General features: G+C 42.2%; 17 protein-coding genes. 16 read left to right on the top strand and 1 reads right to left on the bottom strand.

Features of this window, described 5'->3' with window-relative positions; all coding sequences use genetic code 11:
- The first annotated feature begins 9 nt into the window (after positions 1-9).
- The 14 genes from QQK21_RS03495 to QQK21_RS03430 all read left to right on the top strand — a co-directional run bounded on the left by QQK21_RS03495 (position 10) and on the right by QQK21_RS03430 (position 16,123).
- Positions 10-2,004 carry a tRNA(Met) cytidine acetyltransferase TmcA gene (locus QQK21_RS03495; protein WP_488803713.1) on the top strand — a complete coding sequence of 665 codons (1,995 nt, stop codon included), beginning with the start codon at positions 10-12 and terminating at the stop codon, positions 2,002-2,004.
- A gap of 304 nt (positions 2,005-2,308) precedes the next feature.
- The gene (locus QQK21_RS03490; RefSeq protein ID WP_284190809.1) at positions 2,309-2,590 is read left to right on the top strand and encodes an STAS domain-containing protein; all 282 of its coding nucleotides are present in this window, start codon (positions 2,309-2,311) and stop codon (positions 2,588-2,590) included.
- Between the two features lie 5 nt (positions 2,591-2,595).
- Positions 2,596-2,955 carry a response regulator gene (locus QQK21_RS03485; protein ID WP_284190808.1) on the top strand — a complete coding sequence of 120 codons (360 nt, stop codon included), beginning with the start codon at positions 2,596-2,598 and terminating at the stop codon, positions 2,953-2,955.
- Positions 2,956-2,997: 42 nt separating this feature from the next.
- Positions 2,998-5,079: a chemotaxis protein CheA gene (locus tag QQK21_RS03480; protein ID WP_284190807.1), complete on the top strand. Its 2,082-nt coding sequence runs from the start codon at positions 2,998-3,000 to the stop codon at positions 5,077-5,079.
- Positions 5,080-5,153: 74 nt separating this feature from the next.
- Positions 5,154-5,639 (top strand): chemotaxis protein CheW, encoded by a 486-nt coding sequence (locus QQK21_RS03475; protein WP_284190841.1) that lies wholly within the window; start codon positions 5,154-5,156, stop codon positions 5,637-5,639.
- Positions 5,636-6,106, top strand: coding sequence for a chemotaxis protein CheW (locus tag QQK21_RS03470; protein WP_284190806.1), 471 nt, complete (start codon positions 5,636-5,638; stop codon positions 6,104-6,106). Before QQK21_RS03475 ends, QQK21_RS03470 begins: the two co-directional genes overlap by 4 nt.
- Positions 6,107-6,140: 34 nt before the next feature.
- Positions 6,141-8,534, top strand: coding sequence for an aerotaxis transducer Aer2 (gene aer2 / locus QQK21_RS03465; protein ID WP_284190805.1), 2,394 nt, complete (start codon positions 6,141-6,143; stop codon positions 8,532-8,534).
- A complete protein-coding gene (locus QQK21_RS03460) occupies positions 8,519-9,370 on the top strand; it encodes a CheR family methyltransferase (RefSeq protein ID WP_284190804.1) in 852 nt (283 codons plus the stop codon). The genes aer2 and QQK21_RS03460 overlap by 16 nt, the downstream gene beginning before the upstream one ends.
- A gap of 8 nt (positions 9,371-9,378) precedes the next feature.
- A complete protein-coding gene (locus tag QQK21_RS03455; protein WP_284190803.1) occupies positions 9,379-10,029 on the top strand; it encodes a chemotaxis protein CheD in 651 nt (216 codons plus the stop codon).
- Positions 10,026-11,066 carry a protein-glutamate methylesterase/protein-glutamine glutaminase gene (locus QQK21_RS03450; RefSeq protein ID WP_284190802.1) on the top strand — a complete coding sequence of 347 codons (1,041 nt, stop codon included), beginning with the start codon at positions 10,026-10,028 and terminating at the stop codon, positions 11,064-11,066. The genes QQK21_RS03455 and QQK21_RS03450 overlap by 4 nt, the downstream gene beginning before the upstream one ends.
- A gap of 29 nt (positions 11,067-11,095) precedes the next feature.
- Positions 11,096-12,256, top strand: coding sequence for a methyl-accepting chemotaxis protein (locus QQK21_RS03445; RefSeq protein WP_284190801.1), 1,161 nt, complete (start codon positions 11,096-11,098; stop codon positions 12,254-12,256).
- Positions 12,257-12,313: 57 nt separating this feature from the next.
- On the top strand, positions 12,314-12,613 hold the full coding sequence (locus tag QQK21_RS03440; protein WP_284190800.1) for an STAS domain-containing protein: 300 nt from the start codon (positions 12,314-12,316) through the stop codon (positions 12,611-12,613).
- 17 nt (positions 12,614-12,630) lie between these two features.
- Positions 12,631-14,325 (top strand): ATP-binding SpoIIE family protein phosphatase, encoded by a 1,695-nt coding sequence (locus QQK21_RS03435; RefSeq protein ID WP_284190799.1) that lies wholly within the window; start codon positions 12,631-12,633, stop codon positions 14,323-14,325.
- A 124-nt stretch (positions 14,326-14,449) separates the two neighbouring features.
- Entirely contained in the window at positions 14,450-16,123 is a 1,674-nt protein-coding gene (locus QQK21_RS03430; RefSeq protein WP_284190798.1) for a flagellar assembly protein A, read from the top strand.
- A 73-nt stretch (positions 16,124-16,196) separates the two neighbouring features.
- Here QQK21_RS03430 and QQK21_RS03425 read toward each other — a convergent pair whose 3' ends face one another.
- Entirely contained in the window at positions 16,197-16,631 is a 435-nt protein-coding gene (locus QQK21_RS03425; RefSeq protein WP_284190797.1) for a universal stress protein, read from the bottom strand.
- A 224-nt stretch (positions 16,632-16,855) separates the two neighbouring features.
- Between QQK21_RS03425 and mrdA the strand changes: the two genes are divergently transcribed.
- Both mrdA and QQK21_RS03415 read left to right on the top strand, forming a co-directional pair.
- A complete protein-coding gene (mrdA, locus tag QQK21_RS03420; protein WP_284190796.1) occupies positions 16,856-18,736 on the top strand; it encodes a penicillin-binding protein 2 in 1,881 nt (626 codons plus the stop codon).
- 109 nt (positions 18,737-18,845) lie between these two features.
- Positions 18,846-20,483 (top strand): methyl-accepting chemotaxis protein, encoded by a 1,638-nt coding sequence (locus QQK21_RS03415; RefSeq protein WP_284190795.1) that lies wholly within the window; start codon positions 18,846-18,848, stop codon positions 20,481-20,483.
- Positions 20,484-20,938 lie beyond the last annotated feature (455 nt).

Below are 20,938 nucleotides of genomic sequence, written 5' to 3'. Positions count from 1 at the left end.
TATTTTGCCATGTTTGATTACTTCTCTCACCTTATTAGATGCGCGCACCAGTCCAACCATAGATATGGTTTAGTTTTGAATGGGGATTCTGATTGGACCAATAGCACTATTGATTTAGTCAAAAGTTTCTATTCTTGTTCTGATATTGTTCAGTTAGGGGGGGAATGTAAGGATCTCCACACGCGCTATATTTCTTACAAAAATGGAAAAACGTTGTTAGGACAGGAGTGTGCACTACTGGTTTGCTATCTCTCTGATGGTTTTGATGCTAATTCGTTTTGTGCCGCAATGGGGGGGATACGAGGAGGTGGCCTAGTTCTCATCGTACCGTCATTCAACCATGTGGCTTTATTAGGGCAATATTGGCTGAACGCGGTTTTCAGTCATTTGATTAATATCGACCAGTTTAAGCCTCTACCCAAAGTAGAAGATGCTCGCTTATTGTCACCAACTCCCTTCTCTGATCAAACCATTGCGGTTGAAAAAATTCATAAAGTATCAACAGGGCATCGCAAGCGTCCATTTGTCATGACAGCCGATAGAGGTAGGGGAAAAAGTAGTGCATTAGGTATTGCAGCGGCTCAGCTGATGAAACAGCGACAGATGAGGATTCTGGTTACCGCACCTAGTTTAGCGACAGTCGCCGCTGTTTTTGAATTTGCGCATAAGAATCTTTGTGGTGCTAATGCTAAAAAAGGTCAGGTTTACGACTCACAATCATCGTTAGAGTTTATTGCCCCAGACGAACTACTGAAAAGCCAACCTGACTGTGATCTACTGCTTGTCGATGAAGCGTCTGCCATTCCAGTTCCTATGTTGAAGAAAATGGTAGCTCACTATCATCGATGTGTGTTTTCGACCACCATTCATGGATATGAGGGGTGTGGCAGAGGCTTCACAATGAAGTTTCAAAAATGGTTGGAGAAGAACCGGCCAGGAACGTCATTTTTCCATCTTAAGCAACCCATTCGTTGGGCCGAAAACGATCCATTGGAAAACTGGCTATTTGACGCTTTTCTATTAAATACAGAACTTGATTCGTTACAGTTTTCAAAGGGAACAGAAATTAAGTTGGAAAAAGTCAATAAGCAGGATTTGGTGCATCAGCCTTCGATACTGCGGGAATGCTTTGGCCTTTTGGTTAATGCGCATTATCAGACTACCCCGAGTGACCTTATGTTACTGTTAGAGCAAGCTTCGATACAGCTGTACTTAGCCTTATCCAATGGTTCATGTGTTGGCTGCATGATGACAATAGATGAAGGGGGATTAGACAACGGTTTGATTGATGCAATTCAACAAGGTAAGCGAAGGCCGAAAGGTCATTTGGTGCCAGTCACTCTGGCAAATCATTTTGGGATATCTCAAGCAGCACATCAACATAGTACGCGAATCATGCGTATAGCAACACATCCTGATGCCCAGAGATTAGGCATTGGGACGGAAATGATATCTCAGTTTATGCAAACTTTTGTTGGTGACTATGTATCTACCAGCTTTGGCGCAACCAAAGAGTTAATTCAATTTTGGGCCAAAGTCGGCTTTTATCCTGTTAGAATTGGCACCCAGAAAGATCATGTGAGTGGCTGCTATTCAGTTATCATGGTGAAAGGGGATGTTGATTGGCTAAAATGTGCAGTTAAGTGTAATTACCAATATCTACACTATATGCTAAGTACACTCTACTCAGACATTGAAGTAGACATTATTCGTAGTTTACTTGTGATAGATAATGCTTCCGACGGTTACAAAGAATATCAAGCTATGATTCGCTACTATAGTTTAGGGGGAAGTAGTTTTGAAAGCGTTGCCCCATTTTTGGCCCATTGGATTTTGTCAGATACTTCCATTGCCAAAAAAGCATCTGATTTGCTTCTACGTAAAGTATTGCAGCAAAAAAACTGGCATGAGTGTAGCAAAGAATTTTCAATTCACGGTCGAAAACAACTTGAGCACCAAATTAGAACGGATATAAGGCGTTTACTTAAAGCTGCTGAACAGTGAGTTTTTACAGTGTAAATTGTCCCTTTATTGTATGCTTTCATGTTTACACTGTAAATTCCCATATAATCACTCATCTATAAAAGTGCATTTACCATTAAAAAAATATGGTTTTTTACAAAGAAATTTGAACCATATAACATCTTGAAAATACAGTCTTTATAATTATTTTCCTATCATATCAAATGAAATCCGTTGCTTATTTTGTGTGAGCTTGGTTGGCGAAACACAGATTACTTTCTACACTCAAAATGAAGCGTAAAGCTTTCTTTAATGGCTAGGAAATATAAAATATAAAGGTTGAAACATGAATTGTTTACTTCCTGAGTCTCTAGACATATCAACAGTTCTAGATACAACGACTCTTTATCAAGAATGGCTTGCTGGCTCTGGCTCGATCGAACTGAACGCCGAAAAGGTTGTGAGGGTTGACGCGGCTGGATTACAACTGCTGTCTTGTCTTTTTATTTCCGCAAAAGAAAATCATCGAGATATATATTTGCTCAAGCCGACTGAGACACTGACGGATGGAATTCAAACGTTAGGGTTGTGTGATGTCTTTGAGCGAACTACGTCAGTTGGGGAGTAAGCAATATGACTAAGATTCTTGCAGTAGATGACTCTGTGTCCATTCGTCAAATGGTTAGCCACACATTACGGGATGCCGGATATGATGTGGAAACCGCAAATGATGGCCAAGACGCACTCTCAAAAGTTGCTCGCCATAAGTTTGATGTTGTTATTTCAGATGTCAACATGCCGATAATGGGAGGTTTTGAGTTAGTTAAAGCATTGAGAGACCAACCACAGTACAAATTTACCCCAATTTTAATGTTAACAACAGAGACGAGTACAGAGAAAAAACTACAGGGAAAAACAGCTGGAGCAACGGGGTGGTTAGTCAAGCCATTTAATCCAGAAACGCTATTAAAAACTCTAAAGCGCGTTATTTGATAATACTGCTCCAAACAACGTCATTGGGCAAAGGGTAGGCTTATGGCTTTAGACATGGAACAATTGCGCAAGATGTTTTACGAGGAATGTCGTGAAAATCTTGGGGTGTTGGAAGAGGTACTCCTCAATTTAGACGTAAATTGTGTCGAAGAGGAGTCCATTAATACTATATTTCGAGCGGCTCATTCAATTAAAGGGGGAGCTGCTACCTTTAATCTTCTGGATATCAGCGAATTCACCCATTCGGTTGAAGCCTATCTGGATTTAGTTCGCAACCACCAACGAGAGCTCACTGCCGAAAGCGTCGATCTACTACTTAAAAGTGGTGACTGTATTCATGCCATGCTTGAAGGGCATGAGCAGGGCAGTGAAGTTGATACTGAACTCAAAAATCAGGTCAGTGTGCAACTTAACTCTCTTTTGCAAGAAGATACCACTGCACATCACAACGCTCTTCCGGCTGATTCAGACAAATCAGTCGATATTCAGTCTGATGACAATGCGTGTTCAACTGATTGGTTAGTGAGGTTTGAACCCCACTCAGAAATGTTTTTTAGTGGTAATGACCCGTTAAGAATATTGAGAGAGCTAAAAGATCTCCATGAGTCGTGCGTCATCACTGCCAATCTTGAAAACCTACCTGAGCTTGACGGCGTTGAAGCAGAGCTTTGTTACTTGAAATGGCAAGCATATTTGCCCAGTGACGTCACTGAAGAAGATATACGTGAGATTTTTGAATGGGTAGAAGACGAATGTGATCTTTATATCGAACGAGTCTCTCCTAGAGAACAAAAAGACCAGCTTAAAGAACATGAGTCAGTAACTACGGCATCCGACAAGCACGACATTGAGAACTCTTCGCTTATTCCAGTAAAGCCTGATACCAAAGTTCAGAAAGCGGCTAAGTCAGATTCCAGTGTTAGCTCCATTCGCGTCGATATTGACAAGGTCGATGGTTTAATCAATTTAGTTGGGGAGCTGGTTATTACCCAATCCATGCTTACAGAAATTGGCAATGATTTTACTATCGACAAATTGGAAAAGCTCAAAGTTGGATTAGCCCAGCTGTTACAAAATAGCAAAGATCTACAAGAAAATGTATTAAATATCCGTATGTTACCTATGAGTTTTGCCTTCAGTCGATTTCCTAGGCTGGTACGTGACTTATCAAGCAGGCTTGGTAAACAGGTAGATTTGCAAATTCAAGGTGAACAGACGGAATTAGATAAGACGGTGCTAGAGCGCATCGTTGATCCTTTGGTTCACCTAGTAAGAAATGGCATCGATCATGGAATTGAGCAGCCAGATACTCGCGTAGAGCGAGGTAAATCTCCTCAAGGAGTTCTGAAACTCAACGCTTTCCATCAAGGAGGCTCTATTGTTATTGAAATCAAAGATGATGGTGCTGGGCTTAATTGCGACAAGCTGTGGAGTAAAGCGGTTGAGAAAGGAGTGTTAGCAGCAGACGTTCGTCGTGAAGACATGACTGATCAACAAATTATGAACTTGATCTTTGCTCCGGGTTTTTCAACGGCTGAAGAGGTCTCTGATATTTCGGGCCGAGGTGTTGGAATGGACGTCGTTAAGCGAAATATTGAAGAACTTGGGGGGCATATTGAAGTTGAATCAGAGCTTGGTATCGGTAGCAGTTTCACCATTAGCTTGCCATTAACTTTGGCTATTCTCGATGGTCAGTTAGTCAAAGTTGGTGGGGAAGTATACATCATTCCGCTTTTGACTATTGTTGAGTCCATTCAGATAGATACAAGATGCATAAAGTTGGCTTCTGGTGGAGTAGAGCTATATCGGTTGCGTGAGGAAAACATCCCTATATTGCGTCTTCAAGAAGAGCTAGAAATGGGGAAAAGTGGCTCCTTGGATGAAAGAATACTTTGTTTTGTTGAAGCGGCAGGTAACCGAGTGGGTTTGCTCATTGATGAACTTCTGGACCAACAACAGGTGGTTATTAAAAGCTTAGAGTCTAACTACAACAAAGTGTCAGGTATATCGGGAGCAACTATTTTAGGCGATGGCTCTGTTTCGCTTATCTTAGATGTTCAGGGATTGATAACGCATTTTCTTAAGCGTGCTTCTGATTCACCGCACAAAGGCCTTGCGGCGTAGAGGGCGATTAAATGGAAACTGAATTGGTTATTGATGATTTAGCACAGAGACAATCTTCTCCGGTTCAAGAGCATATGCGCCTTGAGAACACCAACCAAGAGGGAGTTTCTGAAAGTGCGGATTTCCTTAGCTTCAAGCTAGATAGTGAACTGTATGGTGTTGAGATCAAAGATGTTGAAGAGATCCGAGTTTGGGAAAGGCCTACGCCAATTCCCCGCTCCCCCAACTTCGTCAAGGGTGTAATTAATTTGCGCGGGATGATAGTGCCTGTGGTTGATCTTCGCAGTCGTTTTGGAGTGGGACAGTGTGAGTATCTACCAAGCACAGTCGTTATCGTGCTTCGTTACGCATCCGATGATAGTGAGAGACTTATGGGACTAGTTGTGGATGCGGTCAGTGACGTTGTTAGTCAAGGACAAAATGAGTTATACCCCAGTGTTGGTGAGTCTGTTGTGACCCCCTACCTCCAAGGGTTACTGAATGTCGGTGACCAAGTGATGTCTCTATTGAATACGGAAGAGTTACTTAACATTGAACGCGTGTTGGAGAGAGAATCATGATCATGCCGCAGGAATTTCTCAGCTTTGTGTTAGGTGAAGATGAGTATGGTGTGCCCATCCTTGATGTTCGAGAAGTGAGAGGATGGGGGGCTGTTAGAGAAGTTCCTAATTCCCCTTCTTATATGCTGGGTGTATTGGAAATTAGGGGTGAGTACGTTCCTATCGTTGACTTACGTGCTCGCTTTGGTTTGCCTCCAGCAGAAATTGGTGCAACGACCGTTGTGATTGTACTCAATGATGCTCAGATGCACCCATTAGGCATTATTGTTGATGGGGTTTCTGAGGTATACCCACTGACAGATGAACAAATAAAACCTGCGCCACGTGTGTCGCATTCGGTTGACCATAGCTATATCCGAGGAATTGCCTCGGTTGAGAATGGTCATTTGATTTTAATAAAACTTGAGGCTCTGTTCGATGTGGCAGAGTTGGCCGAATTTGAACAGCAAGAACAGAGTTTGGCTTGATAAGTTATAGGAAACAATCAGTGAGAGGTGACTCATGGCATTTTGGAATCGCACAGCCAAATCGAATGTGGTGGATCAGTTTGAAACAGCCGCATCAGACAGTTTAATGGAAGCATATGAACCTGAAGAAAGAGGGCCATCAAAAGAGCAACTGTATTCAGCTCTTAATGCGGCTCAAACAGCATTAATGATGATCGATCGAGACTTTAACATCACGTATGTGAACCAAAAGTCGATAGATTTACTCAAAACTCACGAAGCCTTGTTTCAATCGATTTGGCCAAACTTTCGCGCTGATGAAGAGTTTTTGATGGGCTATTGTATTGATGGCTTTCATGCGAACCCCGCCCATCAGCGTCAATTATTGTCAACGCCATCTAATTTGCCTTACACCACCAACATTACCGTAAAAGATGTCCAGATAGAGCTAAATGTTGGCGCAATAATAGATACAAACGGAAATTACATTGGTAATACCTTGGAATGGTCTGATGTGACGGATGCACTTAAGCAACGTGATGATATAGCGCGTTTACGTGCAGCGGTGGATCAAGCTCAAACTGCAATGGTAATGATTGATCGTGATTTCAAAATTACTTACGTCAACCAATCGACCATTGAGTTATTTGGTAAGCATGAAGCAACCCTTAGAACGGTTTGGTCTGGCTTTTCCGCCTCTGAAGAGTGGTTAATGGGACGATGCATTGACGAGTTTCATAAAAATCCAGCGCATCAAAGACAGCTCCTATCAACACCAAATAATCTGCCTTATAAAACCGATATTGATATTGCTGACATAAAAATTGAGCTGAATGTTGCCGCAGTGATGGACTCAAAAGGTAACTACATCGGCAATACCCTTGAGTGGGAAGATGTGACAGAAAAACGGGCCAGAGATCAAGAGGTGGGGCGATTAGCATCGGCCGTAAAAGGGATGACAACTAACCTCATGATGGCAGATAAAGAGGGCATAATTCAATACATCAATCCGTCGTTAGCTAGTTTATTGAAGTCGAGAGAAAGCGAGTTGCAGAAAGTGCTACCCGGTTTCGATGCTAGTAATTTGGTTGGCAAAAATATCGATGTGTTTCATAAAAATCCAAGTCACCAAAGAAACATTATCAATAATCCAGATCGTTTACCTTTTTCCTCAAACATTGCGGTTGGGGGATTGGAATTCAATTTAACCTGTATAGCCATGCATGACACGAGAGGTAACTATATTGGGCCTGCACTCCAGTGGGAAGATATTACTGAACAGCAAGATGGTCAAAGGCAGGTGGAGTCCTTGATTCAACGTGCTATTTCTGGTGAATTGAATGAGCGCATTAATACCTCTGTATACAGTGGTTTTATGAAAGAGTTAGGGGATGGAATCAACAATCTGCTTGATACTATGGTTGCACCTATAGGCCAATGTATTGATGTGATGAGCCGAGTTGCTGATGGTGATTTAAATACAAACATGCCAGAAAACAAGGGTGAGTTTGGTCGGTTGTCAGATGCGGTCAACACCTCGATTATTAATCTTCGCAATATGGTGGAAAAAATTACTCACTCTTCTGCTCGAGTCGCGACTGCTTCTACCGAAATTGCGGAAGGTAACAACGACTTAAGCCAACGTGTAGAGGCACAAGCTTCCAATTTAGAAGAGACGGCTGCCAGTATGGAGCAGATGACTGCTACGGTTAGGCAAAATGCAGACAATGCGAAAGGTGCCAATACATTAGCGGAAGATGCGGCTAAAAAAGCCAGCAAAGGTGGAGATGTCGTTGGGCAGGCTGTGTCGGCTATGTCTGAAATAAATAATGCCAGTAAGAAGATTGCCGATATCATTGGTGTTATCGATGAAATTGCCTTTCAGACTAACTTACTAGCACTTAATGCTGCGGTTGAGGCTGCTCGTGCTGGAGAGCAAGGTAGAGGTTTTGCTGTCGTAGCGGGTGAAGTTCGTAATCTCGCACAGCGAAGCGCTGCAGCAGCCAAAGAAATTAAAGGCTTGATCAATGACAGTGTAGAGAAGGTCGATGAGGGGTCTAGACTGGTTGATGAATCTGGTGAAACGCTCAATGAAATAGTAGAAGCGGTGGAAAAAGTGACTGAGCTAATCGCTCAGATTGCGTCTTCCAGCTTGGAGCAATCGACAGGAATTGACGAAATAAATCGTGCTATTTCTACTATGGACGAGATGACTCAGCAAAATGCTTCCTTGGTTGAACAAACCTCGGCAGCTAGCCAGTCACTGAAAGATGAAGGTAAGCAGTTGCTTCATCTAATGAATTTCTTTGCATCTGATGACAATGTGGCAACTTTTGAAGCCAAAAGACCAACAAAATCTAAAAGCAATGTAAGAGAAATTCGAGCTCCAAAAGTAGCGAACTCCGGCTTTAAGGCCAGTGAGGAAGGGGACGAATGGGAAGAGTTCTAAGCCGTGATGATGAGGCTGTGTCTGACAGAGAGTTTGAGCTAACCGACCAGGATTTTAGATTCATTCAATGGTTTATGCACAAGCACGCGGGCATCTATTTCTCAGATCGTAAACGCACTATGGTTTATGGACGAATTAGCCGTCAACTGAGACGGCTAGGCTTAAATCGTTTTACGGATTACAAACAGCTTATTGAACAAGATAGTGAAGAGCGTGTTGGCTTCATAAATAGTTTGACGACGAACAAAACCCAGTTTTTTCGTGAATATCATCACTTTGAATTTCTTGAAAATGTCATGTTCAAAGAATGGGAAAAGCAAGGACTGAAAAATATTAATGTGTGGTCTGCGGGTTGTTCAACAGGAGAAGAACCCTATAGCTTTGCTTCTTCGCTCTTTGTCAAAAAAGCATTTGACCTGTTTCAGGTCCAGATACATGCAACGGATTTGGATACTAAGGTCCTTTCTCATGCTAAGCAGGGTATCTACAGCGATGAGGCGATTGCCTCTATTCCTGTGAAGTACTTGCAGCCGTGTTTTTTTAAAGGGAAAGGTGCTCAGCAGGGAAAAATAAAAGTCGCGAAAGGTTTACAAAACTATATAAATTTTCAGCAACTTAATTTGTTGGACGAGTGGAAATGGAAGGAGCCTTTTGATCTTATCTCATGCCGAAATGTGATGATTTACTTCGATAAGCAAACTCAAGAAAAATTGATCAGTAGATTTTACCAACAACTTAAGCCTCACGGAATCTTGTTCTTAGGTCACTCGGAAAGCGTCGGGTCTTGTAGCGACCTCTTTAGGCATCTTGGGAAAACCATTTATCTCAAGCAATAGGAAGGATTATGAATGGGCTAAAGGATGTAAAGCTCGTTAATGATGAGCGACATTTTAACCGCTTCTATCACCCTCAAAGGGAAATGCATATGGTAAAAGTATTTCCGGGAGGGCTTTATTGGACGCAGCAAGAGGATGAATTAATTGCCACGGGGCTTGGTTCTTGTGTTGCGGTATGCATTTGGGATGAGTTTGCGAGTATTGGTGGTATGAATCATTTTTTGCTCCCATTTTGCAGTTACTCTGAGATCAATGCTTGGCGGCCAGCTGAACTTATTTCTACGCCTTCTCGTTATGGTAGCCATGCTATGGAAATGCTCATAAATGCTCTAGTTTCTCATGGTGCTCGTCGCTCAGAGTTAAAAGTCAAACTGTTTGGTGGCGCACAAATGATGGGTAGACATTCGATGATTGGCGAAAAAAATGTTGCTTTCATTCTGGATTATGCTGAGCGCGAACAGCTCAATGTAGTAGCTCAGGATTTGGGAGGCATGGAGCCCCGAAGAATTATATTTAATCCTATTTCAGGAAAGGCTTGGCTAAAGAGAGTGCCATATACAGAAGTTCACCACCTTCAGCAGCAAGAAGACAAGTATGCAAGTCAGTTAGGCAGAGAAACTCTCAGCTCACACGATGATGAAGTGGAGATGTTTGAATGAAAAAGATCAAAGTATTGATTGTCGATGATTCACCGGTTTTTAGGGCCTTACTTGAACAATTGATCAATTCAGATCCCATGCTTGAAGTGGTGGCATCTGCAGAGGACCCTTATCAGGCCCGTGACCTCATCAAGCAATACAATCCGGATGTGATCACATTAGATATTGAGATGCCGAAGATGAATGGTGTCCAATTTCTTAAAAATTTGATGCGGTTGCGACCGACCCCCGTGGTGATGATTTCTACGTTGACTCAGCATGGCGCAGAACCAACACTTACCGCTTTGGAACTTGGAGCGGTGGACTATTTCCCTAAACCCGCTGTCCAAAATACGGCTGAAATGGTCGATTACAAAGACCTTGTTAACGATAAAATAAAAATGGCAGCGGGAGCGAATGTATGCCAAGAATCAGGTCATGCGTCATCGTCTCAAGCTATCGTCTGCAAAGGCAAAACGTCCGTCGAAATTATTGCAATTGGGGCGTCAACTGGCGGTACAGAAGCGGTTAGACAAGTTCTTTCGGCTTTGCCTGCAGGTCTTCCTCCAATAGTAATTACCCAGCACATTAGTGCCATGTTTAGCGCTTCTTTTGCCCAAAGATTGAATGAAAATTGTGCTATCGAGGTCAAGGAGTTGTCAGTGAATAAAGCTCCTCTCGTCAATGGGTGTGCTTACGTTGCACCTGGAGACAAGCACCTTGTCGTTGTTAAGCAAGGACATCATCTATATTGCCAGCTTGATGATAGACCAAGTGTTAATCGACACAAACCTTCAGTTGACGTGATGTTTGATGCTGTGGCAGAGACCGTTGGGCCGAATGCTATTGGTGTCATACTCACAGGAATGGGGCAAGACGGAGCAAAGGGAATGCTCAAAATGAGACAGCAAGGAGCAAAAACAATAGCACAAGATCAGGCATCTTCAGTGGTTTGGGGAATGCCTCGTGTAGCAGTTGAAATGAATGCAGTGCAGGAAGTAAAAAGTCTTAAGCAAATTCCACAACAGATATGTGATTGCCTAGATGGTCATTCATGAGCTGTTCGAGTGAGGGTTAGGGGGAAGTTATGAACAAAATAATAATGGTTACGAAACATCGCTACGGTGTTGCAATCGCTATTCAGCTATTGCTGCTGTCAATAGGCATGGTTCTGTCTTCTTCGCTAGCCAATGTTGCCATGATGATTCTTGCGGCGGCTGTTCCTTGGTTTGTTATTCCTAGAAAACCTCTCGAAGAGCCTAAATCTGAGCCTAGCTTGAAACCTATTAAAGATGTGCAGTCTGCGGCGAAGGACATCAGTGAATTGATCGGCCGCATATCACAGCAATTGAATGAGCCGCTGACTCTACAAAACAGTGTTGTATCTGAGTCGGTTGAGACTTTAAATAATAGCTTTTTTGAGCTGCAAAGTATGGCGGAGAATCAAAATCATATTGCTGAATCACTTGTGGTTAAGACATTAGGAAATAAAGATGATGCTTATGATATCACGCAAGTTTTACCTAAAACCGAAGCCATCATCCGTCAGTTTGTCGATACACTCATCACAGTATCGGAGAAAAGTATTTCAGCAGTACACAGTATTCACGATATGTCGGATAAGCTGAACACAGTATTTAAGCTGCTTGCGCAAGTTCGAGGGCTTTCTGAACAAACGAATTTGCTTGCTCTTAATGCAGCGATAGAAGCGGCGCGCGCAGGTGATGCAGGACGAGGCTTTGCCGTTGTTGCTCAAGAGGTGAGAAACCTTTCGGTTAAAGCGGAAGAGTTAAACAGTCAGATCGAAAAAGAAATCAACATTGCACAAGATACGGTTAAAGAGGCGAACAAGACGGTTGGTGAAATGGCTTCGATCGATATGACGGATGCGATAGAGTCAAAAGAAAAAGTGGATGATATGTTGCTTGGAGTGCAAAAGACCAACGCTATGGTTGAACAAGAAGTCCAGAAAATTAAATCGATTGGTGTGGAACTACACAGCAAGGTTGGTGATGGTATTCGAGCACTGCAGTTCACTGACATTATTATACAGCAAGGTCAATACGCGAAAGCCAGTACCGAGTTCTTAGATCAGATGAAGAGACTCTTTGGTGACTATGCCAGTGGTAAGGTCGATGGGCATGGCTTTAATCAGGCTATTGGTGATATTTGGACTAATATTGAACACAGAAGTGCACCTGCCGCTTCACAAGCGAGTATAGATGAGGGTGAAGTCGAATTTTTTTAGCGTTTTAAGTGGATAAGAAAAAGCATATAAGCCTTGTCGGCTTAATAAGGAGATACTATGTCAGTTGAGTCAGAAATCGATATGGGCGCCAAACATGTCACTATCGTAATAGAAGGAGCATTTGGTTTTAGTCTTGTTCAGGATTTTCGTCGTTGTTATTCCGATAAAAAGGACTATCGGTTTACGATCGATTTGCGCAAAGTGGATTATATAGATAGTGCGGGCTTGGGAATGCTATTAAATATGCATAATTACCTTGAGCAAGATGATGGCATGATCCGAATTACCAACACTCTCCCTCAGGTTCGAAAAATACTTTCCATTTCTCGTTTTGATAAAAAATTTGCCATCGAGTAAACATCAAGGAGAGTCGTATGCATGTCATGATAGTCGACGACCACGCGACGAACAGAGAGTTGTGTCGGTTTATGTTAAGTGGCATTACAGAAAAAGTAACCACTTTTGAAAATGGTGAGGGAGTGGTTAGTGCTATGCGGCAAATGCCACTCTTGCCTGATGTGATTCTTCTTGATGTTGTAATGCCAGTGAAAGATGGATTTAGTACCGCTAAAGAAATTCGAGAGGCATTTCCAGGCACACATATGCCGATCATTTTTCTTACGGTCTTAGACGATCATGACTCATTTGAGAAATGTATGGCGCTTGGTGACGACTTCATTCCTAAACCAGTAGAGCGCAGCGTATTGTTAGCTAAGGTTCAGGCCCACTATCGTATTGTAAAGATACACAACCAAGTGAGAGAACAAAGAGATGAGCTGAGTCGTTTTCATGAGCAGGTCCGTTATGACTATGCGATTGCCGAATCGATTTTTTCTAATTTGATGGATGAAATGAGTTCTCAGCTAAGCAACATCTATGGTATCGAATACAAATCGACGCCATCGACAGTCTTTAACGGTGATATGATAGTGGTTGCTAATCGTCCTCATGGGGGCGTTTATGTCATGATAGCGGATGCCACGGGTCATGGGCTTCCCGCTGCTATTTCTGCTATACCGGCAACACGCGCTTTCTTTTCTATGGCAGCCAAAGGTTTGTCACTTGGAGAAATCGTTCGCGAACTCAATGACGTTTTAGTTAGGTTTTTGCCTATGGGAATGATGTTAGCTGCAAGCGTGTTTGAGATAAGAGCGAATGGCTTCGAGGTCTCGTGGTGGGGAGGTGGATTACCTGACGGCTATTTGTTAGATAAAGATGGCACTATTGTGCGGAAATTAGTGTCAACCCATATGCCTCTTGGTGTGTTAAAAGAACATGAGTTTGAAACAGACCTTGTACACTATAAGCTGGAGCCGGATCAAAAGATAGTGTGCTACACCGATGGTGTGGTTGAAGCTGAAAATGGTATAGGGGAGCAATATGGTCAGCTGCGTCTTGAAGAAGCGCTGACTTCTGGACGTGCAATAATTCCGACCGTTTTTGAATCAGTGAAAAATTTTTCCAACCGAAATGTGGGTGATGACTTATCCATATTGTCGATGACGTTTCCTATTTCAAATATCGATGATGGAAATGTCAAACAAAATTATTTCTATCTGAGTCAGACGCGATCTCAGTCCACAATACAATTTCCAGCTTCGGTACTAAAGTCAGTCACTGTCATGAATGAAGTTCGGCAGTTTATAAGTGGTGTGATGTCGGGGCCACATCTTGATTTAGTTTGTTCTGTATTGTCTGAATTGTTTGCCAATGCTATTGAGCATGGGTTGCTTAGTATGGACTCACGAATCAAAGAAGAACCAGATGGCTTTTTTACTTTTTATCAGCTCCGCGAGCAAAAGCTTCAAGAGTTGCCTGATAAATATTGGGTCTCTTTGTCCATTGATTATCAGCCTGAGAATAAAAAGGTAATTATGGTTCTTGAACATAATGGTGAAGGTTTCGATCACGTTAAGTTGAAAGCAGGAACCGATAAATCATTGACACATGGCCGTGGTATAATACTTGCTTCCGAATTATGTGATTCTTTGGAGTATTCAAAGCAAGGTAAATGTGTGACAGCGGTCTATTGTTTGGATTCTAAGCACCATTTTCCTAGTTCTGACTAATGATATTTACAGTGTAAAAGTAGCAGAGAAGTGACCTAGCCCCTACTTTGCTATAAATTAAATATTGTATTCCAATAGGATTATATAAACTAAACTTAAAGGGGCAAACGCAAGCAGGCTGTAAATGTGGAACGAGTTAGTCAGCTTATCTGATGATAATAAACATGTTATAGCCAAGTTACCACAGGATATGAATCCTGAGGGGAAGCTTGACTATAAGGGTGTTGAAGAAGCGTTGAAAGAAATTGGCGCCACCGACTTTTGTATACTAACAGACGAAGTCACTCGTTTTGTAAATTGTGCAAATGAAGGGAAAAGTGAAGCGCTGATCGGATTCTCTATTGCCGAAGTTAGGGATGCTGAGGTTGAAGTCGTATTATCTGAACAAGATATGCTAGCAAGTATGGTTGTGACGGGAGCTTATCGTGGTGCTCCCCTTAAGGGGCCCCAAATTGTTCATGCGCTTGCTCGGGCCCATGTTATCAAGGGAATAAATAAGCTTGCGTTAAAGAAAGTGCTCGTTATGAGTCATCAACTCAAACCCGGTGAAACCTTTACACAGCCTGTAGCAAAGGGCAAAAATCCAGTTCAAGGGCAAGACGCCAAGTTTATTCCTCTAGTCAAAGACGTTACTAAACAAGTTCTCGCGCCGAAAGAAGATGAAAGCGGCAAAGTCGATATGTTAAACCTTGGTGAAACCGTAACGATTGAAGCTGGTGCTGGTTTGATGAAACGCATCCCGGCAACTAAGGGAGTGCCTGGGGTGACTGTTCAAGGCAAGCCTATTCCACCTAAACCTGGCAATGATGCCACCCTCAAAGTTGCAAAAGGCTCGGAAATCTCTCCTGATGACCCAAATTTGTTAATCGCACAGGTTTCTGGTATGCCGATTATAAAAGAGCGTTCTGTAGAAGTGGAAGATGCCCTTTGTCTTCCATCAATAGGTGTTGCGACGGGGCACATAAAGTTTAAAGGCAACTTGATTGTTACTGGAAATATTGAATCAGACATGGTCGTTCGTACGACAGGAAATCTCACAGTGGGTGGTTTTATTGAATCGGCAGACATACAGGCACAGGGAGATATTGAAGTTGCAAAAGGCATCATAGGGCACAACGTTTCTGAAGGTGAGGAGAAAAGCTGTAAGGTTAAGTCGGGTGGTTCGATCACCGCTAACTATGCTCAGTTTTCAGAGCTTCAAGCCGCAGAAGACATTAATCTCGCCATACACTGTATGAGCAACGAGTTGAGATGTGGCAAGAACCTTACCGTTTCCGATGACGCTGGCAAACAAGGCACATTGAGTGGTGGCAGTGCGAAAGTAGGCGGGAAGATTGTTTGTGTCAATTTAGGTGTAGAAGGGGATACTGCAACTTATGTAAACGCCTTTGCTCGTTATGCGAACTTCAAAGAACGACAACAAAAGTATAAAGAAGAATATACAGCGGCCCAAGAAGCGACGATGAAAGTCGTGAGAAAAGAGCTTGAGTTCAAGAAAAGACCCAAAGCAGAGCGTACTGAAGAGGAAGAAGCTGACATTGCTAAACTAAAGCAAGAGTCTAATGAAAAATTAGAAAAAGCTAAGATGGCGAGAGATCGGCTAGAAATTGAGCTTGAAGAGGCGTTAGAAGAAAATACCATAGAGGTTAAAAATAAGGTATACACCCATGTTACCGTGCAGTATGGGGAAGAAAAGGTTATTACAAAACGTGTCCATGGAACCAGTACGTTCAGCTTTAATCAGTATGAGATTAAATGTGCTTCAGCCATGGACGAAGAAGCGTTAGAGCAAGATTAATCACCAAATCACATAACAACCGCTTTGACATGGAATCAAAGCGGTGAGAGTCATATCTCGATGACCGTCATCTTTAACTGTTTTCTCCTGAAATTGGTACGACCAAGATGTCGACTGGCGAGCGATTGATGAGCTGCCGGGAGTAAGAAATAATTTTGCTCCAAAAATCCTGATGGTGTCCACACAGCAATAAATCCACATGATACTTTTCTATCGTTTCAGAAAGTTTATTGGCTAAGTTACCGGTCCCAACGAGAAAATGCCGGATTGGAAAGTCGACATTCGCTTCAAATGACCTTAATTTTTTCATCGCAAGATCACTGACTGGCCTAACACTAATATCAGAGTGAATATCGACAAGGTCTGGATAAATCTCCCCATGAGAGCCGTCAATGTGAATAAATGAGATATCAGCGTTATGCTGCTTAGCCATGAATATTGCCCTTTCTATCAGCAAGTTGCTGTCATTTGATAGCTCTAACGCAACCATTATATGTTGATATTGCATTGCCATTTCCTTCTGTTGTCCCTGACGCCTACATCATAAAATTAACGCAAAAAAAATAGTGTTCACGAGATCTCGAATATACAACTTGATGAATCTTTGGCTAGCAACAGTTGACACTATCAATACAAACTTGTCGCCGAGTTTGTTAGAGTATCGCCAATTAAAACAGCCTCTCCCTTTCATTTTTTGCCCTGCTTTTGGCAGCTGTATTTTTATAAGATTCTATGAAGCTAAATCGATGTATAAACCGCCTGCGTAACTACGACTTTGAGATTAGTTTGTTCAAACGCCGAGCTGGTGTAGCCTTTATCACCATGATAGGGTTATGTTTTCTGCTTGTTGCAAACTTATATCAACTTGAAGTCAAAAATTTTTCTTACTATCAGACACGAGCAAACGATAACCGAATTCAAGTTTTACCTATCTCTCCGCCACGAGGGCTGATCTATGATAGAAATGGTCATCTTGTCGCTCAAAATGTGCCTGTTTACGTTTTAGAGGTTATTCCAACTAAAGTGACCTCTTGGCGCGATTCTGTGCTTCATGTATCAAATTATATTAATCTATCGTCGGAGCAACGCCAGGCACTTCTTGAACTTCGCCCGATAGGACATAAACCACAAATCATAAAGTCAGATATCAGTGAAATAGAAGTCGCTCAATTCTCTGCCCATCAACATGAATTCCCAGAGTTTAGAATCAGTGCCGAAATGAAGCGATATTATCCTTACGGGGATGCGTTAACTCATGTTGTGGGATACGTAGCACACATTAATGATCGAGATATAGAAAATTTGAAACAAGAGGGAGAGTTTGGCAATTATCGAGCAACCAAAACCATTGGTAAGCTTGGTATAGAACGATATTACGAAAAACTCTTACACGGACAACAGGGTTATGAGGAAGTCGAAGTCAATAGCCGAGGGCGCGTGATACGCACCTTGAAGTATGTTCCTCCTATTGCAGGAAAAGATCTTGTCCTCAACATTGACATTGGATTGCAACAACATGTCTACCAACTTTTGGGAGATAGGCAAGGAAGTGCTGTTGTCCTTGATCCTAAAGACAACAGTGTTCTCGCAATGGTTTCAAGCCCTAGCTATGATCCTAATCCATTTGTTGGGGGGATTTCGAGCTCCGAATACAGTCAACTATTAAAAGATCCGCGCCACCCACTGCTCAACCGAGCAACGTTAGGAGTCTATCCACCTGCCTCAACGGTAAAACCATTTATCGCTATTGCGGGCTTAAGTGAAAAAGTTATCAGTCCTGAGACTGTACGTAATGATCATGGCCGTTGGCAAATTCCTGGCTCTGGGCTTCACTCAAAGGCTTGGAGAGATTGGAGGCGTTGGGGACATGGTAATGTCGATGTTACTTTGGCAATAGAAGAGTCGGTTGATTCGTTTTTTTACCAAATTGCATACGATCTTGGCATAGACAGAATATCAGACTGGATGGGAATGTTTGGATTTGGTCAGCGCACTGGTATTGATGTTTTTGAGGAAACGGCGGCAAATATGCCAACCAGAGAGTGGAAGCAACGCAGGCATCATCAGCCTTGGTACAAAGGAGATACGGTTCCTATTGGTATAGGGCAAGGGTATTGGACGGCCACGCCGCTTCAACTGGCCAAAGCAACATCAGTACTGGTGAATCATGGTAATGTAACCTCTCCCCATTTGCTTAAAGCCGTTATTGATCATGGACAAAGCCTTGAGTCTGCTCAACTTGTCGACTACCCAAAAACCAATGCCATGAATCAAGTAAAGGATATTTATTGGAACATATCACTCAATGCTATGCGGCTTGTGAATCAGGGCTCAAGAGGTTCTGGACGAAGATCGTTCAAGGGCGCGCAATATTGTAGTGGAGGAAAATCAGGGACGGCACAGGTCTTTGGATTAAAGCAAGATGAGATCTACAACTCGAAAGAGTTAAGTCATCATCTACTCGATCATGGCCTGTATACAGGATTTGCCCCATGCAATAACCCTGAATATGTGACTTCTGTCGTTATAGAGCATGGCAATGGTGGCTCTAAGGTTGGTGCGCCGTTTGTTCGGAATGTTTTTGATTATTTGCTGGTTAATAAAAATACCTAGTGGACGTATAAATTTTCTTTTGATGCCAAAACAAATGATGTGACTTTTGAGATTTTACAGATATAAAACTAGACTCATATGGTCTATTTGTTTTCTAGAGAATGCTCAAATGAAAAACATTCTGTCCAATATTTCTGTGACCAATCGATTGCTGACTATTTCCATCGTTTTCGTTTTGACAGTCGTAATTATTGCCATCAATGTGGTATCAACACTCGAAATGAATGCGCAAGATGGGACGGTGATCAACGTGGCTGGCCGCCAGAGGATGCTAACCAAAAAGTTTGCCAGTGAAGTGATGCTCTCTTTGCAAAGGGAGAATAAGGTGACGGCTCCCCAGCTTAGTTACGACAATACAATTAAGCTCTACGAAATATCACTCCAAGCGTTAAAAACAGGAGGTCAGACATTTTCAGACTTATCCATGCAGACGCCCATTGATTTGGTGAAAAGCACTGCGACGGAATTTAACAACAAGCTGTATACTGTTGAGCAGTTATGGTTTGCACAAAAGGCAATGGCTCTAGAGTTACTACAAAGTTCAAGATTACCTTCCGAGGAAAAAATTGATGCCTTCATGCTGGCGAATCATAAAACGTTGGCAGCCATGAATCAGGCGGTACTCAGCTACAATAAACACTCGGATAACAATATCAGTGCGTTGAAGAAAGACATTACCCTAATATCACTGGTCAGTTTATCGCTGACGATCATTCTTCTCTACCTGATTGGGCGAAGTTTAATAGAGCCAATTAATAAGTTAGTGACTATTACTCGAGAAATTAGTAAAGGTGACTTAGAAGATAAAAGTCACTCCGCAGAGCTGACCAATAGGAGTGAATTAGGGTTATTGGCGACCAATATTTTTTCTATGAGACATGCCTTGTCGTCGGTGGTTAAAGGACTAAAAACGAGTGCAGACAGCATTTCGCGTTTATCTAACCGAGTTGAATCCTTGGCCCAAGAAGTCGACAGTAGTTATGACGATGAAAAAAGAAAATATGATGAGATTGCAAAGATATCTGATGAATTATTTGCATCATTTGAGCGTGCTTCTCAAGTGGTGGAAAATACACTGGAGTCTGCGGCTGAAAGTCAGAAAAGTGCCCAGCTCGGTTTAGAAACCATCCATAACAACATAAAGGCAGTCGAATTGGCCTCGGCTGAATCAGAAAAAGTATCTCAAAATATTCAAGAGCTTAGCCAAGTTGCAGAAAAAGTTTACAGTATTATCGATGTGATTCAGATAATCGCTGAGCAAACGAATTTACTTGCTCTAAATGCGGCGATTGAAGCGGCGCGAGCGGGTGAACAAGGGCGTGGGTTTGCGGTTGTTTCGGATGAGGTGCGTGTGTTGGCGAGCAAGACTAATCATTCAACTGGCGAAATCAGCAATTTGCTTAACGAATTAACTGAGCGTGTTAAGGTATCGGTAGACTCTGTTGCTCAGTTGCAAAAGGAAGTTGAGAACAGTAAGCAGTGCAGCAGTTATACGGCGCAAAATATCGAGCGAATTTCGAACTCAATTTCACTAACGGTGGGCCAGCAGCATGAAATAGCGGCATTGATTGATGAGCAGTCAAGACGTATCCACGAGCTCAGAGAGGCCCAGAGTTATTTATCGAACTTGCTGAAAAACACCAATAAGAAAATCAAGGACAGCTCATTTATTGCTGTAGATATGAACGATATGGCTAAGGGAATTTCCTCGACATTGGATGACTTCTCTTTATCAGCGAGCAAGTAGATCCGTCGTTCGATTAGATTTTATTTATTTTTGAAAAGAAAAGCTGGCAACAATGCCAGCTTTGCTCTTTGTGTTTGAAATTTATCTACTTTTGGATGTACTTTTGCTTACATCTTTCCAGAACTGGATGCGAATGCGGTGAAGCTGAGCTTTTCTCATTTTTTTCATCAAATTCCCTCATGTAGCAGCTTGGTTTTATCCTGATATCTATAAATCAAGTACTTAATGAACAAATTTACTGTAGTGAGCCTATTTGAAGAACGCCACATATTGAGATGCAATTTTTACTACGACTCAGAACTTTTTGCTGTGAAAGTGAAAGATAACGCACTTTCTTGGAACTGCAATGTAACTTTCATTAGATCAGGGATGCGTATTCATTACAAAAGAAACAATAGTTTAACCTCGTTGTCATTTTTTCGGTCTATCCTCTCCCAAGACTAAAAAAACATACA

Source organism: Vibrio zhanjiangensis (assembly GCF_030161235.1).
GTDB lineage: Bacteria > Pseudomonadota > Gammaproteobacteria > Enterobacterales > Vibrionaceae > Vibrio > Vibrio zhanjiangensis.
Note: the sequence above shows the minus strand (reverse complement) of the source record. Positions and strands in the feature narration are given on the sequence as shown.

Bases quoted from the DNA above. Each gene is read 5' to 3' on its own strand.
- mrdA (WP_284190796.1), top strand. From the start codon at position 16,856: ATGAAGCTAAATCGATGTATAAACCGCCTGCGTAACTACGACTTTGAG.
- aer2 (WP_284190805.1), top strand. From the start codon at position 6,141: ATGGCATTTTGGAATCGCACAGCCAAATCGAATGTGGTGGATCAGTTT.
- QQK21_RS03475 (WP_284190841.1), top strand. From the start codon at position 5,154: ATGCGCCTTGAGAACACCAACCAAGAGGGAGTTTCTGAAAGTGCGGAT.
- QQK21_RS03425 (WP_284190797.1), bottom strand. From the start codon at position 16,631: ATGCAATATCAACATATAATGGTTGCGTTAGAGCTATCAAATGACAGC.
- QQK21_RS03470 (WP_284190806.1), top strand. From the start codon at position 5,636: ATGATCATGCCGCAGGAATTTCTCAGCTTTGTGTTAGGTGAAGATGAG.
- QQK21_RS03480 (WP_284190807.1), top strand. From the start codon at position 2,998: ATGGCTTTAGACATGGAACAATTGCGCAAGATGTTTTACGAGGAATGT.
- QQK21_RS03455 (WP_284190803.1), top strand. From the start codon at position 9,379: ATGAATGGGCTAAAGGATGTAAAGCTCGTTAATGATGAGCGACATTTT.
- QQK21_RS03485 (WP_284190808.1), top strand. From the start codon at position 2,596: ATGACTAAGATTCTTGCAGTAGATGACTCTGTGTCCATTCGTCAAATG.
- QQK21_RS03445 (WP_284190801.1), top strand. From the start codon at position 11,096: ATGAACAAAATAATAATGGTTACGAAACATCGCTACGGTGTTGCAATC.
- QQK21_RS03440 (WP_284190800.1), top strand. From the start codon at position 12,314: ATGTCAGTTGAGTCAGAAATCGATATGGGCGCCAAACATGTCACTATC.
- QQK21_RS03495 (WP_488803713.1), top strand. From the start codon at position 10: ATGTTTGATTACTTCTCTCACCTTATTAGATGCGCGCACCAGTCCAAC.
- QQK21_RS03450 (WP_284190802.1), top strand. From the start codon at position 10,026: ATGAAAAAGATCAAAGTATTGATTGTCGATGATTCACCGGTTTTTAGG.
- QQK21_RS03490 (WP_284190809.1), top strand. From the start codon at position 2,309: ATGAATTGTTTACTTCCTGAGTCTCTAGACATATCAACAGTTCTAGAT.
- QQK21_RS03435 (WP_284190799.1), top strand. From the start codon at position 12,631: ATGCATGTCATGATAGTCGACGACCACGCGACGAACAGAGAGTTGTGT.
- QQK21_RS03430 (WP_284190798.1), top strand. From the start codon at position 14,450: ATGTGGAACGAGTTAGTCAGCTTATCTGATGATAATAAACATGTTATA.
- QQK21_RS03460 (WP_284190804.1), top strand. From the start codon at position 8,519: ATGGGAAGAGTTCTAAGCCGTGATGATGAGGCTGTGTCTGACAGAGAG.
- QQK21_RS03415 (WP_284190795.1), top strand. From the start codon at position 18,846: ATGAAAAACATTCTGTCCAATATTTCTGTGACCAATCGATTGCTGACT.